Source organism: Neobacillus sp., assembly GCF_031988165.1.
Lineage (GTDB): Bacteria > Bacillota > Bacilli > Bacillales > Cytobacillaceae > Neobacillus > Neobacillus rhizosphaerae.
This window is the reverse complement of the sequence record NZ_DALZYO010000062.1, coordinates 1-17400: the sequence shown is the minus strand read 5'-3', so window position 1 is coordinate 17400 and position 17400 is coordinate 1. Positions and strand designations below refer to the sequence as shown.

Genomic DNA, 17400 nt, shown 5'->3' with positions numbered 1-17400 from the left:
TCTCGTTTCCTCCTGTTACTCACTCTTACGTTGTTATCTATTTACTCACTAAAAAGGGCATTCCATTTTAATTATTAAGTATACCGTTAGCAAATTAGAAAAAATGCTAGAGGTTATTTCGTCAGTTAGATGTTAATTTAGTAACACATTAACTTTACAATATCTTTTTAAAACTATACTCCATTTCTCCAGCTAGAGCCTCCGGAGTATCTCCAGTTTCTCTAAAATCATGCGTATAAATTTGTTCAAACGGACCAAAATTTACTTGCTTATAAAATTCAAAACAAGGGAATCCATCATGTTCTCCTTGAATATCGATACTACCTTCTTTTTTAACCTGTACAGTTAATAGGTAGTCAACAGGGGGAGCATATACATTTAATGGGTTGCTAGCACTTGCACTCATTTGAAACTTGACGTCATCAGAACTCCATACAATATTAGTGCACAAAATACCTTCTGTACTTGCTTTTCCAGTTCTCTTTTTTACGGAACCATCTGGATTTGTGACTCTTTCTGTTGTTATGCCAGTATTCGCGTATGAGAAAATTTCTTTTTTATCAAAATCTACAACTACTTCTTGTTCAACTCTGGAACGCATAGTGTTTACAGCATATGGTGTAAATTCACGTGAATCACCTTCGAATTGGATTACCTTTCCCGTTTGCATATCTTTCCTAGGTTCAGTCCAAGACATTGGAATAAATACACTCGCCCTAATTTTTACAATGTTAATCATATAGACCTCCAAAGTTTATTGATTATTTTTTAGCGATTTCCATTTCTTTTATAACAAAAAAATATAATCAACTTGATTGACCACTTTACGAATAGTACAATGGAATTCATATAAAGTCAACTTGATTGACTTTATTTAAGGAGGTTTTATGGATGAATCACAAAGTATTAAATGAATTGGATCTTGCATCACTTTTGTCATTATCCTTTAGTACATTGATTGATGAACTACATGACAGATTAAGTGAATTAGGGTTTAGAGATATTAGACCTGCACATGGATTTATGTTTAAATGTATCACTCCTAATGGAGCAACAGGAATAGAACTAGCAGAGTATTTAGGAATTACAAAGCAGGCTGTAAGTAAAATGGTGGATTATCTTGAAAATAGAGGGTATGTAATGCGTCAAGCTCATCCCACTGATAAAAGAGGAAAGATTATTGTTTTGACTGAACGAGGTTGGTTAGTATTGAAAGCAAAAGAGAAGATACTAACTGAGATTGAGGAACGCTGGAATGAAAACATAGGTACTGAACGGATGCAAATGTTCAAAGAAGATTTAACAAAATTAGTTTATGAAGAAAATAAAGGTAAATTATCATCGAGGTTAAGACCTGTCTGGTAAATATAGAGTTTATAAAGGGGACTTTTAAACGTGTTTAAATTCGTACTAACAGTTTAGCAGCATTCCAGTAATTATATAAATTAGAAGCAATGTTTGTGAAGAATTTTACTTAAAGTAACGATTGCTTTAGTGAAAAACGGTGAAAATCAGAAATCCGACCTATGGATTTCTGATTTTTTTATTTTTAATTTGTAAAATTAGACCTATTTTAATAATTATTGTTAAAAGGTATAGTATGAATCGTAAGGGATGAAACCAGCATCAAACGTTCGCCTAAAATCTAATAATAGAATGCTCTTCCAAACTCGTGCATCGGAGTGAGAGGTATGACAAGCAGGATTGAAAACATTAGATTAAAATTAAGGACGAAGCTGGAGTTCGTTTATCATCTTTGGAAAGATTGGATCCATAAACATCCGACTGTTTTTCGTATTTATGCCATTTTCTCTTGGATTTCTTTGATTGCCTTCATTCTCAGTTTAATTTTCATGGAAGACTCACGAAAAATATTCGTGCAATTTTTTTGGTCGTTCTATGTGATTTTACAATTTTGGCTTTTATGTCGAAGTAAAACGTTGTCATGGAAACAATATACCTATTTCTTTCTTGCAGGAGCATGGCTGATCGTGCCGTTGAATTCAGTTTTAGTATTTTCGATTACCGCGGTTTTTGGCGGCGAAGCTTCTGATGTATGGAGCCAAGCTGTTTTAACACCCATTGCTGAAGAAGTGTTGAAATTGATCCCCCTTGGTGTCTATCTTTTTTTGTCACGCCGTGCCTCATCCTTAAGTTTATCCGATTTTGCCCTTATTGGAGCTGCATCGGGAGCCGGTTTTCAATTTTTAGAGGAAACAACTCGCCGTTTAATAACTGGAGATCATTATGGAGTTAGCTTTCTTGCAGGGAAAGTGCTTCATTGGGACCTGTTCACATTGTTTCCAGGGTATTTTGAGGAAAGTTTTTTGCCCGATAAAATGTCCGCTGGGCATTCGTTGCTCACTGCAATGGTCACATTGGGAATCGGTTTATCTGTGAGATATAAAAATCGATTTAAGCGTTATACCTATACATTTCCCATTTTCCTTTTGGTTTGGTCCATTTTAGATCATGCCATTTGGAACGCCGGCTTTCATGCTCCGAAATGGCTCACTGGAATACATAATTTGTTTGGAAGCGGCTATGCCTCAAAACCAGTATTTTTGCTGATGCTTGTTGCTGCATTACTCATCGATTATTGGCAATTGAACCAAGTGAAGGAGCAAATTCCTAAACTTGAAGGAGAAAAAAACATTAATCCTGTAATCGAATTATCGACCTTGGCTAAATCTCTCATAAATGATAGACAGCGGTTTGGTTCTTTACTTTACTTCTACCGTGAACGAAGAGAACTTGGTTTTACATTGATATATGGAAATGCAGAAGCAAAGAAACGTTTGCCTGTGCTAATGGTAAACGTTCAGAAGTTTCATCAAGCGTTAACTATAATTGCAGCAGCTGTCATATTTTTTGTACTTGTCCTCGTCAATTGGGAAAGTTCATATGGTGGCCCGGAAGCTTGTTTTGCCTGTTTATTTGATAATCTACAAAACTGGTGGGACGGCTTGTCCGGATGGGAGAAGGGAATCATTATTGCTGGAGCATTTGCCTTGTCAGTGCCTTTTCTAGGAGTTTGGTCGGCCATCGGCGCCGTTTCAGCCGGGGTTGGCTTTGCAGCCAGCGGCCAACAGACAGCAGACATGATACGGAATCCAAGAAAATTACTTACACCTGAATATGCAGCTGCAACTATTTTTACTTTGGGAATAAGTCGTTTTCCATTCGGTAAGATTGCTGCAGCAAAAGTATTAAAAACTGCAAAAGGATTAACAAGGCATGAAATAACGACTACCGGAGGGCTAACTTATCGAACAATCCATGGAAGTAAAGGAAAACTACGATCCGTTTTCGCAAAAATTGAATGGCATCATCATAAAACGGGAACAAGCACAAATGATGCTTCAAGGGATTATGCAAGAGCACTTGGAAAACAGAAAGACGATGCTGGTCATGGAATTGGTTCCAAACTTGGTGGTCTTGGTTCAAGGAATTCCGGAAATATTTTCCCGCAAAACCTGTCTGTTAACAGAGGGAGATTCAGTCAATTTGAAAAAATGATTGCAAAAGAAGTTAAAGCGGGGAAAACTGTTTTTGTTCGTGTCGTACCTAAATATGCTGTCGGTTCCACGAGACCATATGAGGTTCTATATCAAGTAAGGATCAATGGAGAAACGATCTCGAGGCCTTTTCCAAACCCATAATGATCAGAATGATTAGTTTTAGCAGGCGATATAAGATAAACTAAATTTATACTGAAACGGGAGATGAAAGGAAATGGAGTCTAGTTATATATTAAAGGTGGACCCATCCCATCAGCAACAAAACGAAAGCGATCGATCATTTATTGGAGGTTATCCTTCCATAGCGGCTTCAATGGAAATTCCGGTCTGCCAATTATGCGGTGCCGAGGAAACCTTCTTTTTTCAAGTAGATTTTCCAGAAAGCCATGAATGGCATGATTTATCAATGGCTGTGTTTGCGTGCACTTCCTGTGCTCATGAAGAGTATCTTATCCCGGAAATGCTTCAAGATACCCTGCCAGGTGTAGATATCCCAAAAGGCTTTTTGGAATCCTACCAGCGGAACTTTAAAATCATTATGTTTGAAACAAAAGAAGGAATTTTGAGAAAGGATTACAAAGAAAAAGTTCAATTTAAACGATGGAATCTTACACCTGTTTCTGAAACTGCCATTAGTGAAAATAAAATAGGCGGACATCCGAACTGGTTACTGGAAGATGAAACACCATCTTCCTACAATTCTACTGTTCCGATGTTTTTTTTGATGCAACTTATGGAAGATTTTACATTTGATATCGTACTTGATGCTCCCCCGCAAATAGTAATTAGCTTAAGAGGTAAACCAGAGCCTTCGAAACATCGTTATTATGAACTTTTCATTGCCAACCAATTATATTTTTTTGGAACGAATAACCGTTCAGAACCGCTCGTTTATATTCTTACACAGGTATAAAGCCATTTAAGCATAAAACAATAAGGATACCAGAAAATAAAAGAGGCGGATATATACGGGGTAAAATTAGTTTTTTTTCTTACCGTTCTAGCTTCCCTCACACATACTTTCAACGTTTAAAACTGCATTTCCATCTGGCAGTTATGGATCTTCTTCATTTTATTGGCACAAGAGAATAAGTAACCTTTATTCGTTTGCCAAGTTTTTAAGAACCATAAATATTTTGAGTTATAAAACCCACTCAGTTTAAACTAGTAATGTGAGAATCGAATAAAAAGGTGTAGATAAAATGAGGCAGCAAATAAAGATCTTAGTAGTTGAAGATGATAATGATATAAATCTATTATTATGTAACATCATAAGAAATAGTGGTTATATTCCTCAATCTGCTTTTTCTGGAACGGAAGCAATGATCTATTTGGAAAAGCAAAAGTGGGATATGGTACTGCTGGATCTAATGCTTCCCGGAATGACTGGGGAAAAGATTCTTGCAAAAATAAGTGAGCAAAGTCCTGTTCCTGTTATGATTATTTCAGCAAAGGTGGAGCAACAGACGAAAATTGATGCTTTACGAACAGGTGCAGATGATTATATAACCAAACCTTTTGATATTGAAGAGGTTTCTGCCAGAATTGATTCCCTATTACGTAGATACAGGCTCACGAGTCAGCCTTCAAATACCAAAGAGTTTCGTCATAAAGATATTTGTGTTGATACAGATTCAAAAACAGTAAGTGTAAATGGAACAGAACTTATTTTTACAGCACGGGAATATGCCATTTTGGTTGTTCTTATATCTTCTCCTAAAAAGGTCTTTACGAAAGCTAACTTGTTTGAAAGTGTATGGAATGAAGATTTTCATGGGGATGACAATACGATAAATGTTCACATGAGTAATATCAGAAGCAAACTATCCAATGCTAATCCAAACGAAGAGTATATAGAAACGATCTGGGGGATGGGATATCGATTAAAAACTTAAGGTTCTCTTAAGAATTATCTTAAGCCTTTCTTATGTTTTCCTTTCTATACTAAAAGTATTATATGAGGGAGGTAAAATAAATGGGCGATTATGTTTTAAGAACAAGTAGTTTATCAAAGCAATATAAAGATCAATTGGCTCTAAATAATGTGGATCTTTCTATAAAAAAAGGATCTATTTATGGATTTATTGGGCAAAACGGTGCGGGTAAATCAACATTAATTAGGGTAGTAACAGGTCTTGCTTTACCGACTAAAGGGAAACTCGAATTATTTGGTCACAGTACTGAACAAGAACTTATTCAGGCTAGAAAGCGAATTGGGTCGATTATTGAGGGTCCTGCACTGTATCCCCATATGAGTGCAGCTGAAAATTTAGAAGCACACAGGCTTTTAAAGGGGATCCCTGGGAAAAAATGCATTGAAAAAACACTTTCTCTTGTTGGGCTCCAGAATACAGGAAAAAAGAAGGCGAAAAATTTTTCCTTAGGGATGAAACAACGGCTTGGTCTTGGTATTGCACTACTAGGAGATCCTGAATTCTTAATTCTCGATGAGCCGAACAATGGGCTCGATCCAATGGGTGTAGTAGAAATTAGAGAGTTATTGAAGAAATTGAATCATGAATATGGAATTACCATTTTAATCTCGAGTCATATTTTAAGTGAACTCTATTTACTGGCTACCCATTACGGAATTATTCATAAAGGGGAATTGTTAGAGCAATTAACTGTAAATGAACTGAATGAGAAATGCCAACAGTACATCCACGTTAAAGTGGATAAACCGGATAAAGCCACAGCCATTATTGAAACTCAGCTCGGTACTACTCATTATGAAGTTTTGCCTGACGGAACAATAAAGCTTTTTAGGTATCTTGATGCTCCGGGTAAAGTTTCCAAAACACTATCGAATGAGGGATTGATTATCGAACAATTCATGCCGATGGGGGAAAACTTGGAAACGTATTTTACCAATCGTATCGGGGGTGGTAAACATGAGTAGCTTAGTGAAGTCAGAGTTATTTAAATTGAGAAAAGATCGAAGTTTTTGGACATTGGTCATTGTATTAATTGCGGCAGCTGTATCTTATCCCCTACTGGTTTTTTTTGTATTGAAGGTTCAATCCGTTTCTGTAAAAGAGTTATTCGGATCAGTGGCTCTGGAAGGAGCAAATAGTTATATTGTTAAGTTTGTACCTTGTATTCTTGCAGGTTTCTTTATTTCTAGCGAATATTCCATCGGTACAATGAAAAGTATTGGTGCTTCTGGTAATAGCAGAATTCGTATTTATTTTGCTAAATTAATGGTTTTTTCATTTGGTGCTGTTATTATTTCATTAACATTTCCTATTGTCATGGCGGCGGTTGGAACCATTTTTTATGGTTTCAATGATATGCCTGGACTAGACTATATTGTTCAGACTGTCGGTTTAACCATCCTTTATGCATTAGCATTTGCATCGATTATGGCTTTAGCTGCAATCATACTCACAGATAGTGGCAAGACGATTGGTTTTTTAATCCTATTTTTTTCTCTTTTTGATACTATCTTATACACTTTAAGTCAAAGATTTACTTTAATTGAAACAATCTATAATTATTCTGTATTTAGGCTATTTTTAGACATTAGCAAATTTAACTTAGGTAATGGAGCACTTCTTAAATTATTGCTCGTACCAATAATAACCTTTATTATTTTTGGACTTATAGGCAGTTTCGTGTTTCAGAGAAAGGAAATTCAGTAATAAGAGAGTGGGTGAGAATCATGGTATATATTGCTTTAATTTCTATAGTGGTAGCTGTATTTTTTCTCACTCGCTTTTATTTGTTAAAAAAAGAAATAAAAAGAGCAACTAAGCAATTAAACGAGTTAAACAGCAAAAAGACCGAAAAGAAAATCGATTTTGCTTATTTTGACAAAGATTTCGAAAAGCTTGCGCGTGAAATCAATGTTCAAATTGATTTCACTTTACAGGCATACGCAGAAAAACGGCGTAAAGAAAACGAATTGAAACAAGCTGTTGCCAATATATCACATGATATTCGTACACCGATGACCTCTATTTTAGGGTATATTCAATTTTTAGAATCGGACGAGTTATCTTCAGAGAAAAGAACAGAATATATTACCATAATTAAAAGTGGAGCACTAAGATTAAAGGTTTTATTAGAAGATTTTTTTGAATTATCTCTAATAGAATCTGAAGATTATTCTTTAAAGATGGAAAAGATCAAATTGCACCATTTGCTTTTAGAAGTTTTGGTAGTTTTTTATGAACAATTTAATCAACAAAACCTTGAGCCGGTCCTTCATATTCCAGAAGAAGAGATAAGTATCATAGCTGATCCATCTGCAGTAAAACGAGTGATTGAAAACTTAGTACACAATGCAATTAAACATTCAAATGGAAATGTAACAATTCGCCTTGAAAAATTGCACTCCTCAATAAAACTGACCATCAGCAATACTGTTAGTCAGTTAAGTGAAAATGATATTATTTTTCTTTTTGATCGATTTTATAAAGCAGACAAAACAAGATCTGAAAAAGGTACAGGGTTGGGATTATCGATTGCTAAAAGCCTTATGTTAAAAATGCATGGCAAACTCACTGCTGAATTAAAAGATAATGAGTTATCCATGATCTGTGAATGGGAAAAGTAGTTCTTTTCTTGTACTATAGAACTCAATCCAGCTGAAAACCTTAAGAAATAAAAAAAAGCTGTATTTTGATTTTTCCATATTAGATATACCGAAGATGGATGGAACCATTGAAACAAAAGCACTACCTTTCCTAATATTTATGACTTTTCCATGGATAGAATGATAAATTTAGTAATAGCCATTGAAATATGGTTAGAATGACCCCAATTTGTTCAAATATCTTGTCATGATCCAAAAATCTTAGAAGTATTAATTGAAGTGGAAAAAGGCAGAAAAATAATATCAATAGATTACGGTTTAATCTCTTCCATGTGGGTGAGCGAAGGGAAGATGCAGACCTCATATCACGAATAATCCACAAGCAAACAAGTACCAAAAAGAGTACATCGAAGGGAAAAATGATTTTTTTTAAGGAAAAATCAACTCCAAGGGTATCCCCTTTAAAATGGATGGTTTCTGTAGAGAAGAACCAAGAACCTGACTCAATGACTAAAAGTATAAACCATGTTAGCAATAGCCAACGAAATGGTTTGCGAGCTCCTCTCCACCCCAAAAAAACTACCGAGGTTAGTAAGGAACCAAGAATCAATAACAGCCAATACTGTCCGCCTATTCCAGTTCCACCTATTCCCATCCATCCTGACCACGAATAAGATGGTCCATCGAATAAGCCTCTTATTATAGGCAACCAGTATGTAAACCCGCTAAGCATAACATAAAGAAGAATAAGATGTATTAGCCTATCTGGTTTCCATTCCATAACGAAATCACTCCTATTTCGTGTTTTCTAATAATAAGTTAGTACACAAAATCAAAAAAGACACTTGGATATTGAATAACTCCCTCAACCTTACTGAGAGCATTTTCATGTAACTCCATTGCCATTGCTAGATGCTAATCCGATGCGTGGACACGCCTGGGTAGCAGGATTGTCGTTCAAAACGATGGTAACGTGGTAATATACCGGCCTGATGGAAGAGCAGTCTGGGCAACGAAGTCCGTTCAAAGGTAAAGGGGTTATTTTCCATATTTAAAGTGGGTTTACCTGTAAATAACTTATGAGTATCTTTCTTAAATAAGTCCAAATATCAATATACCTCTTATGGAATTTTTTGATAGTATTAGAATAACATCTACTAACATACTAATTTCTGAAATAGGAATAATATTTCAGATATGGAGGAGATGGTGATATGAACCTCGAGATGCAAAAGGCAAATATGCTTGCTGAGCATATACATGACTTGATTCACTATGTTCAAAAAAACGTTAAAACAATAAACAGTCTTTATGCAAACAAGGATCAAATTTATCAAATAAAGCTGTGGATCGAGGAATATAAGTTTCATATTATGGCAGATGAACTCCTTCGAATTAATCAATATTCCTGGGATGAAAAGTACACGTATTATCTAGTTGACCAAGTTAAAAAGGGAATCAGAATAATCGATGAATACGTAACCAATCACTACGACGACCTATTCCTATTTACAGCAAGACTATACACCTTAAAGAACCTCATTCAATTACTAGAAAAGTGAGGGACTAGAGATCATTCTTTGCTATGATTAATAATAGTGGATAGTCTTATTAAATTGAGTAAGGTTTTTTCAATACAAAGATGATCAAAGAAAAAATAAATCAATAATAATATTATGTAAAAAAAACTAGTTATTAGTTTTTTGAAGATACTGGTTTAAAAAGAAAGGCGGACTGAAGGATGTCCCATTACACAGATGATTCCAAAGCTTTGGGAAGTCAACCAGATTGGCTCCAAAGTTACATAGATTCTCCAGAAAAACAAAAACATTTATATAAACGTTCATTGATGATTGTTGTCATCTCACAAATTTTTGGTGGAGCAGGACTTGCAGCGGGAATTTCAGTTGGTGCCTTAATTGCACAAGATATGCTTGGGACAGACCAATTTGCTGGAGTTCCTACAGCATTGTTTACCTTGGGGTCAGCTCTGGCCGCGTATCTTATAGGGCGGGTATCGCAACATTTTGGTCGACGATTAGGATTGGCAGCAGGATTTTTGACAGGCGGTATTGGTGCTATCGGAGTTGTCTTTGCAGCATTAATGAATAATATTCTATTCCTTTTTGCCTCTCTATTTATCTATGGCGCCGGAACAGCAACAAATCTGCAAGCACGGTATGCAGGGACCGACATGGCCACTCCGAAGCAGAGGGCAACAGCCATCAGTTTTGCAATGGTTTCGACCACAGTTGGTGCTGTTGCAGGTCCAAACCTGATTGGGGTTATGGGAAGATTTGCTACGTCAATCGGTGTCCCTGCTTTAGCTGGTCCTTTCATTTTGGCTGCCACAGCCTTTATTCTTGCTGGTTTGGTGCTATTAGTTTTCCTTCGTCCTGATCCTCTTGTAGTAGCTGACGCGATTGCGGCAGTAAAAAGAAAGGGAGAGGAACATGTTTTGATTGGGAATTCAACTGGCATGGAACGGTTAGATCGACGTGGGATTGTAGTGGGATCAACACTTATGATTTTAACACAGCTGGTCATGGTTGGCATAATGACGATGACACCTGTCCACATGAGGCATCATGGACATGGTTTGAGTGAAGTTGGTATGATCATTAGTATTCATGTGGCCTTCATGTTCCTGCCATCCTTCGTCACAGGTATTCTTGTTGATAAGATTGGTAGAATGAGAATGGCAATCGCTTCTAGTGTTACTCTGCTAGCAGCCGGAGTTATTGCTGCTATCGCTCCTGCTGATTCCATGCTACTTCTCATCATCGCCCTCGCTTTGCTTGGGCTGGGGTGGAACATCGGTCTGATTTGCGGAACAGCCCTCATCGTAGATGCAACCCAACCTTCGATACGGGCAAAAACACAAGGAACAGTAGATGTTTTGATCGCATTAGCAGGTGCTGCTGGGGGAGCACTTTCGGGGATGGTTGTTGCTCATACAAGTTATGCAACACTCTCATTAATTGGATGTACACTTGCACTATTACTTATCCCTGTTGTTGTCTGGTCTCATCAAAAATCGAGTAAAGTCTGACAGGAGAGATTCATCGTATCGTGAATACGATGAAATGCGAATATGAACATGATCCTGGTTATTAGATGTAAGAGCTATGGATTATTTTATTAGCTTGTGCCATGATTTTATGAAGGAGTTCATTCATAAATATTGGTTTTTAAAAGGATCGTATTAAAAGGTGGAGATACAAATATGGAAGTAAACAAGGTGAAGTTTGAATCAATTGATGAATACATTTCCCATTTTCCTGTTCCCATTCAGGAAATCCTTAGTACGCTCAGGAAAGTAATCAAAGAAGCAGCACCGGATGCAACAGAAAAGATTAGCTATCAAATGCCAACGTTTTATTTACATAGGAATTTAGTACATTTCGCTGCCTATAAAAATCATATAGGCTTTTATCCAACTTCAAGTGGCATTGCAGCTTTCAGCAATGAATTATCAGTGTTTAAGACTTCAAAAGGGGCCATTCAATTTCCATTAGATAAGCCGCTTTCTTATGAACTTATTTCTCAAATAGTTAAATTTAGAGTTGCTGAAAATATTAGGAAGGTAGAAGAGAAAATGGAAAAGAAAAAATAATTTCAAGTTAAATACTGTTAAAAATAGATAAGAATGAATTAATTAAGGAACTCGGGAAAAAACAGGAACGATCAAAAGTAAATTGGTTTTGTCATTTCTATTCTTTTCTTTTTAATACATAAAGAATTGTATTTGCAATCGAATAGGCAAATCAGGAAAATACTAAACATCTATTTTCTGGAATTTATAATATCATAGGGAAAAAGGAGCTGATCAAAAGTGTCTAAAGAAAAGGATGAAAAATCCAGAGAATTTAGAGAAGATAGGTTTACATGGAAAGCTGGTGAAGTGACTTTTATACCACCTAATGAAAACCAAAAAATTATAGAACAAGAATGTAACCAAGAAAAGGATGACAGCAAGGACGAATAAAGAAATGTTTTTTTTAGTAGTTTTTTATAACATATACAAATAGAATAATCAATGATTTGAAGAATTAGATATTTCAAAGGTCAAAATAAATAATTGATCAAATTAACGAAACATACGTTCTGCTTTGTTCGTGTAAATGATATACTTTAAGTGCAATAGAAAAGGATTTCTCAAGGGTGGTCGGCACACTCCCAAGCAGAATGGGGTGATGCTGAATGACAGTTTTTCAAGCTTTAATGCTGGCAATATCCTTTGCTAGTTTGATCATAGCGATTCTGTCATTTCATAACCATAAAAAAATAATCCACCCTGAGTTAGCGGCTCAGGTGGATTATTCAACCCATTTAGCCGACACCCTTACCCATACTCATAATAAATTCTGAGAAAATGACTAGACATGTACAATTTTCTGCTGATTTATATTTTTTTACAAATTTGCGAATTATATAAAAAATGAAATCATTTTCGATCAATAATGTTATAGTAAAGATACTAGCTATTCCTATCTTTTCCACTCTTATCTCTGCATTTATCTCCTCCAAACTCATTCAGTTATTATTTCCGAATGGTTACATCCAATTACATTTTACTGTATTTTGGAAATCGATCATGGTTAACAACTGAAAAAGAAAACATCCAAATAATTAAACCGATATCTCTTCTACATGGAAAACCACATTAAAAAACCTACTAATTTTCTGCAAACATCTAGTAATTTAAACCATATTTCTGTATTTTTTTAAAAAAATTATGATAGGAGTGAGCTGGTATATGGCGTCAATTATGCTTTATTGGAAATGCCCTCATTGTACTGGGATTGCGGTTATGGATGATTATTATAAGATTGGAGATCAATATCTTTGGTGTGAAAGATGTGGATATAGCTATCAAAAAGAACAGGACTATTATGACTCTCAAAAAAATGAGATATTTTTCAAGGAAACAGAGCAAATAGGTTACGGGATGTTTAAAATTGTCAATAAAGAAGGGAAAAGCCAACTTGTTCCTATCCATTCTCTATTAACAGATGAACGAATAGAGGACTATAAAAAGGAAATGGAAAGAGAAGATATCGATAAAGAAAAATGCTACTTAGTTTCATACAAGGATGGTGAGCTGAAGGTAATATTGGGTGAGGTTCCAGATTTATACTTTTACACGTATGATGAATACAAAAAACTACACCCTGATTTTGATCCATATCATTTACAAGGGGTTACAATATATTTTTAACTTTGAATTTCCTAAAAAATACGGTGATTTATAAGCATACAAAAAGGGATGCACCACCTAATGCTGCGGATAAATTTCATACAGTTTTAACTGGTGGGTATATGCTATAATAAAAAAAATGGAGGTATCTGATGATGAATAAAGAGATGATAGAAGCACTTCGATCCATTTTAAAAGAGGAATTGATACCTATTAACAAGCGTTTTGACATAATTGAACGAGACTTCAATGATCATAAAACCGGACAAGAAAAAGTTCAAAGAGACTTGAATGAAGTTAAAACTGGACAAGAAAAATTTCAAAGAGACTTGAATGAAGTTAAAACCGGATTGAATGAATTAAAAATTGGACAAGAAAAACTTCAAAAAAACTTGATCGAAAGCCTTGGAGCATATACAGAAAAAATTGCTGAACATGTAGATCATAAGACAGAGGCTTTAAATAAAAGAGTTTTTGCAGTGGAAACTGTGATTCAACGCCTAACAAGACAATAACGATAGATTATTAAAAAGAGACCAAACCCGACTCAGAGGGTTGGTCTCTTTTATATTTCCACTTCAGTATTTAAATGAACAATTCTTAAAAAAATTTCATTTGTTCGCTGACGATACTACTTTTTTTCCCTTCGAGAATATATCCCATTAATTTATAACCACTAAGACGCTTTTCAAACATTGTGTTTAATACAGGGACGTGTTGATCAACATAATCAAATACTCTTACTTCCTCTTTGTTTGAATGAATCCTGTGTAAACGACCAACATATTGTTGAAGAGTTCCTTTCCAGGAAATTGGCATCGTTAAAAATAAGGTGTCAAGGCGGGGATCGTCAAATCCTTCACCAATATATTTTCCCGTTGCAATCAAAAGTCGTTCTTCGTTATCGGGGATTTTTTCAAGACGTTCCATTTCAGTCTTTCGTTCCTTTTTACTCATGTTACCTGTTAAAACTATAATGTTTTTAGCAAAACCTTTAAATAGATTCCGAAGATTTTCCAAATGCTCAATTCTTTCAGTAAGAATAATCGGGGAGCGTCCCATCTCTAATTCATTTAAAACATCATCAAAGATTATTTGATTTCTTTGTTCATCATTTGAAATAGATTGGTACAGTTCTTGAATATTAGTTGAACTGGACTGGAAATTCGTATTTCTCTGTATTATTTTATGTGCAAATGGTCGAATCTTAGCTTGTGTTTTTGAATCTGTTTTGTATCGGATAGGACCGCATTGCATAAAGATAATTGGTTGAAGTCCATCTTTACGAATAGGTGTAGCAGTAAGACCATATACATATTTAGCCCGCACATGTTTTAATACTTTTTCAAAACTATACGCAGATATATGATGGCATTCGTCAACAATAATTTGACCATACTGTGTAATAAACGATTTTATCTCACCTTTAGAATTCAAACTTTGTATCGTAGCTACATCGATCTTTCCAGTTACTTTGTTTTTGCCGCCACCTATTTGTCCAATTTCTTTAAGTGGCATTGCTAGAAAAATAGATAGACTCTCTACCCACTGTTGTAAAAGTTGAGTTCTATTCACAATAATTAATGTATTGATTTTTCTTTTAGCAATAATGGCCGCTGCTGTAACTGTTTTTCCGAAACCAGTAGAAGCTGCTAGTGTTCCATTTTCATGATTTAATAAGTTAATTACAGCCTCTTCTTGTTGAGATGTTAATTGACCATTAAAATTTGCTTCAATGGTTTCACCTTCATATTGTTGATTAACTAGTTCCATCTCGATAGAATATTCATTAAAAATTTTTTTTAAGCCTTCAAAACTGCCACGCGGAAGAATGAGATGTTCCGAATCTTCTTCAAAACAACTAATCACTTTTGGCAACCCGTAAGTTGATAGTCTTCTGGACTGTGCCTTATAGAATTCTGGATTATTAAATGTAGCTAGTGATATCATTTTCGAATAGATTGAAGATGGTATTCTTTCTTTTTTAATATAAAGTCCATTTTTTATAATTACTTTGATTTTATTTGGAATTAATTTCCTATTTTTAGTTTCTATTACTTGAGATTGGTTCAGTTTCTTTATTACTGCTAAAATTTCCTCTATCCTTATTTTTTGAATGGATGACAAGTACAACCACTGATCTTGAATCGGAATAAAATTTTCATCTACAAATACACTATTACCGTTATTTTTTGCTTGAAGTTGTAATGGTAATGCAATGAGGTTTCCAAACCCTCCTTTAGGGAGAGTATCTTGATTTGGAAACATTCGGTCAAAGGAGTCGATCCCAATTTGATGCCGCGTCTCAAGAGTTTTTGTTAATAGATGCATACCAAGTTTCCTTGCAAGAGCTGCTGATATTTTCTCAGAAAAGAAAATCCATACATGTGCTCCATTGCCTGAACTTGACCTCTCTACATAAGCAGGTATTTGTACTTTTTTACATTCGCCTATAAATGCCAAAACGTCTTCTTTCCAGTTTTGTTTGTCAAAATCAAAAGCAAGGAAAAAACAAGTCTCATCCTGAAGAAGAGGATATAATCCAACTATTTTTTCCCCACTTAAATGTTTAAACAGTACTTGATCGGTAAGAGGTGTTAATTTACGATGTTGGCACTCTGAACATTTTATCAACGGTTTCTGACAAATCGGCTTTTGCCATTCTAACTCACATGCTGGGGCATAACCTTTCTTTCCATCTTTTGATATCCAACGATAAGCAATTACATCTAATCTGCCTTTGAAAAGGGTTTTAAATAGTGCAATTTTTTCCTGTGGTAGCGATTTACTAGTAATGATTCTTTCCTTGGTTTTTTCATGTTCCTCTCGTTGATGCATGATATTTGATAGAAGTTGTTTTAAATAATTATTTTCTTTTTCTAGCAGTTCTAATTTCTTTAACAGTTGATTAAAATCCACTTTAAATCCCTCTATATAGTTTTATATAATTCTATTGTACCTTAAAATCTATTTTTTATTCAAAGTGTGTTAGATGGAGGATCATGATGAAAATTAAAGTGACTGATTTAAAGAAGCAATTAAAAGCATATGACCAAAAAGAATTAATTGACTTAGTGGTAGAGATGTTTAAGGCGAACAAAGATGTTCAAAATTACTTGTCTAGTAAATTTCTAGGTGATGAAGTAAATGAAGAGCTATTTAAAAAGGCTCGGAAAAAAATTGAAAATAAATTTTTTCCAGATAGGGGCTTTGGAAAACTTCGATTAGCAGAAGCTAAGAAAGAGATCACAGCATTTAAAAAGGCAACGAACGATGAAAAAAGAACGGTAGATCTTATGCTTTTCTATGTTGAGCAAGGTGTTGAATTCACAAATTCTTTTGGTGATATAAATGAAGGATTTTATGTAAGTCTTGTGAGAATGTTTGACCAAGTAGCAGTGGAGTGTGACCGAAATGAGGTGCTTTATAGAGAATTTTCAAGTAGACTAAGCCGAGTTGTATCCAAAGCGCAAGGAACGGGCTGGGGATTTGAGGAAGCATTATCTGAGATTTACTATTCGATTGATTGGGTTCACGACGAAGATGATGATGAATAAGGCTATTAATAAAGATACAACTAGGATAAAGTGAATGATGGTTGGAAGTAAAAAATCAAACAGTACACCTAGACGAAAGAAGTATTACTGGGGAAGGTTCAGTGTAATTTCCACTAGATAAGCCGATTCCTTATGAATTAATAAACAAGATCGTAAATTTTTCAACAATAAACTTAAACAGAGCCTAAGAAAAACGTAATCATGTTAAGTGAAAGCGGAGGCATGGATGTTTTTAATATTCATGGGAAAATATATAGGAAAATAGCTACTTTATCCAATGATAGAATAAATTATTTAACCGGAATTCTTTCCGCTCTATATAATAACGCTAGGATCATCAAATTCTAGCGTTATTTTTATAAACTTATTTATTCTTATTGTTCTTCCTTTTGAGCCACACTTTTTTCTCCTAAAAAATGATGAATAGCTTCTATATTTTGATCGAAGTCCACTTCTAAAACGTCACCAAGCTCTTCATCCCGTTTATTTTGAAAGCTGCCATCTTCAGGAATACGGAATGTTTCTATATTGCTACTTTTCTTTGTTAAAATGTCTGTTCCAATTGTCAAAAGGGTGGAGGTATCA

At 35.0% G+C, this 17400-nt stretch carries 18 protein-coding genes and 1 pseudogene; 15 read left to right on the top strand and 4 right to left on the bottom strand.

From position 1 onward, the window contains the following. Positions 1–154: 154 nt before the first annotated feature. The gene (locus RTR43_RS24205; protein WP_312476301.1) at positions 155–739 is read right to left on the bottom strand and encodes a DUF3238 domain-containing protein; all 585 of its coding nucleotides are present in this window, start codon (positions 737–739) and stop codon (positions 155–157) included. Positions 740–891: 152 nt separating this feature from the next. On the opposite strand from RTR43_RS24205, the gene RTR43_RS24200 reads away from it, so the two are divergent. From RTR43_RS24200 to RTR43_RS24170, 7 genes are all read left to right on the top strand, one after another. Next, on the top strand, positions 892–1365 hold the full coding sequence (locus RTR43_RS24200) for a MarR family winged helix-turn-helix transcriptional regulator (RefSeq protein WP_312476299.1): 474 nt from the start codon (positions 892–894) through the stop codon (positions 1363–1365). A gap of 326 nt (positions 1366–1691) precedes the next feature. After that, positions 1692–3662 (top strand): DNA/RNA non-specific endonuclease, encoded by a 1971-nt coding sequence (locus tag RTR43_RS24195; protein WP_312476297.1) that lies wholly within the window; start codon positions 1692–1694, stop codon positions 3660–3662. A gap of 73 nt (positions 3663–3735) precedes the next feature. Further along, positions 3736–4434 carry a hypothetical protein gene (locus RTR43_RS24190; protein WP_312476295.1) on the top strand — a complete coding sequence of 233 codons (699 nt, stop codon included), beginning with the start codon at positions 3736–3738 and terminating at the stop codon, positions 4432–4434. A gap of 289 nt (positions 4435–4723) precedes the next feature. Continuing rightward, positions 4724–5416 carry a response regulator transcription factor gene (locus RTR43_RS24185; RefSeq protein WP_248735111.1) on the top strand — a complete coding sequence of 231 codons (693 nt, stop codon included), beginning with the start codon at positions 4724–4726 and terminating at the stop codon, positions 5414–5416. 80 nt (positions 5417–5496) lie between these two features. Next, a complete protein-coding gene (locus RTR43_RS24180; RefSeq protein ID WP_312476293.1) occupies positions 5497–6420 on the top strand; it encodes an ATP-binding cassette domain-containing protein in 924 nt (307 codons plus the stop codon). Next, positions 6413–7162 carry an ABC transporter permease gene (locus tag RTR43_RS24175; protein ID WP_312476291.1) on the top strand — a complete coding sequence of 250 codons (750 nt, stop codon included), beginning with the start codon at positions 6413–6415 and terminating at the stop codon, positions 7160–7162. The genes RTR43_RS24180 and RTR43_RS24175 overlap by 8 nt, the downstream gene beginning before the upstream one ends. Positions 7163–7182: 20 nt before the next feature. Then, positions 7183–8079 (top strand): sensor histidine kinase, encoded by an 897-nt coding sequence (locus RTR43_RS24170; RefSeq protein WP_312476290.1) that lies wholly within the window; start codon positions 7183–7185, stop codon positions 8077–8079. Between the two features lie 130 nt (positions 8080–8209). On the opposite strand, the gene RTR43_RS24165 is transcribed toward RTR43_RS24170, so the two are convergent. After that, positions 8210–8839 (bottom strand): hypothetical protein, encoded by a 630-nt coding sequence (locus RTR43_RS24165; protein ID WP_312476288.1) that lies wholly within the window; start codon positions 8837–8839, stop codon positions 8210–8212. 433 nt (positions 8840–9272) lie between these two features. Here RTR43_RS24165 and RTR43_RS24160 point away from each other — a divergent pair, with 433 nt between their 5' ends. The 7 genes from RTR43_RS24160 to RTR43_RS24135 all read left to right on the top strand — a co-directional run bounded on the left by RTR43_RS24160 (position 9273) and on the right by RTR43_RS24135 (position 13773). Then, positions 9273–9620, top strand: coding sequence for a hypothetical protein (locus RTR43_RS24160; RefSeq protein ID WP_312476286.1), 348 nt, complete (start codon positions 9273–9275; stop codon positions 9618–9620). A gap of 179 nt (positions 9621–9799) precedes the next feature. Further along, positions 9800–11110, top strand: coding sequence for an MFS transporter (locus RTR43_RS24155; protein WP_312476284.1), 1311 nt, complete (start codon positions 9800–9802; stop codon positions 11108–11110). A 174-nt stretch (positions 11111–11284) separates the two neighbouring features. Beyond that, on the top strand, positions 11285–11674 hold the full coding sequence (locus RTR43_RS24150; protein WP_312476282.1) for an iron chaperone: 390 nt from the start codon (positions 11285–11287) through the stop codon (positions 11672–11674). A gap of 219 nt (positions 11675–11893) precedes the next feature. After that, complete coding sequence (locus tag RTR43_RS24145) at positions 11894–12046, top strand: hypothetical protein (RefSeq protein WP_312476280.1); 153 nt, start codon at positions 11894–11896, stop codon at positions 12044–12046. A gap of 215 nt (positions 12047–12261) precedes the next feature. Next, on the top strand, positions 12262–12429 hold the full coding sequence (locus RTR43_RS25720; protein ID WP_396954622.1) for a putative holin-like toxin: 168 nt from the start codon (positions 12262–12264) through the stop codon (positions 12427–12429). Positions 12430–12817: 388 nt separating this feature from the next. Further along, a complete protein-coding gene (locus tag RTR43_RS24140) occupies positions 12818–13279 on the top strand; it encodes a hypothetical protein (protein WP_312476278.1) in 462 nt (153 codons plus the stop codon). A gap of 131 nt (positions 13280–13410) precedes the next feature. After that, the gene (locus tag RTR43_RS24135; protein ID WP_312476277.1) at positions 13411–13773 is read left to right on the top strand and encodes a hypothetical protein; all 363 of its coding nucleotides are present in this window, start codon (positions 13411–13413) and stop codon (positions 13771–13773) included. A gap of 85 nt (positions 13774–13858) precedes the next feature. On the opposite strand, the gene RTR43_RS24130 is transcribed toward RTR43_RS24135, so the two are convergent. Further along, a complete protein-coding gene (locus RTR43_RS24130; protein ID WP_312476275.1) occupies positions 13859–16177 on the bottom strand; it encodes a TOTE conflict system archaeo-eukaryotic primase domain-containing protein in 2319 nt (772 codons plus the stop codon). A gap of 83 nt (positions 16178–16260) precedes the next feature. Between RTR43_RS24130 and RTR43_RS24125 the strand changes: the two genes are divergently transcribed. After that, on the top strand, positions 16261–16815 hold the full coding sequence (locus RTR43_RS24125) for a DUF6155 family protein (RefSeq protein WP_312476273.1): 555 nt from the start codon (positions 16261–16263) through the stop codon (positions 16813–16815). 374 nt (positions 16816–17189) lie between these two features. Here the strand turns inward: RTR43_RS24125 and RTR43_RS24120 are convergent. Further along, positions 17190–17400: pseudogene (locus tag RTR43_RS24120) on the bottom strand (hypothetical protein); the annotation flags it as partial.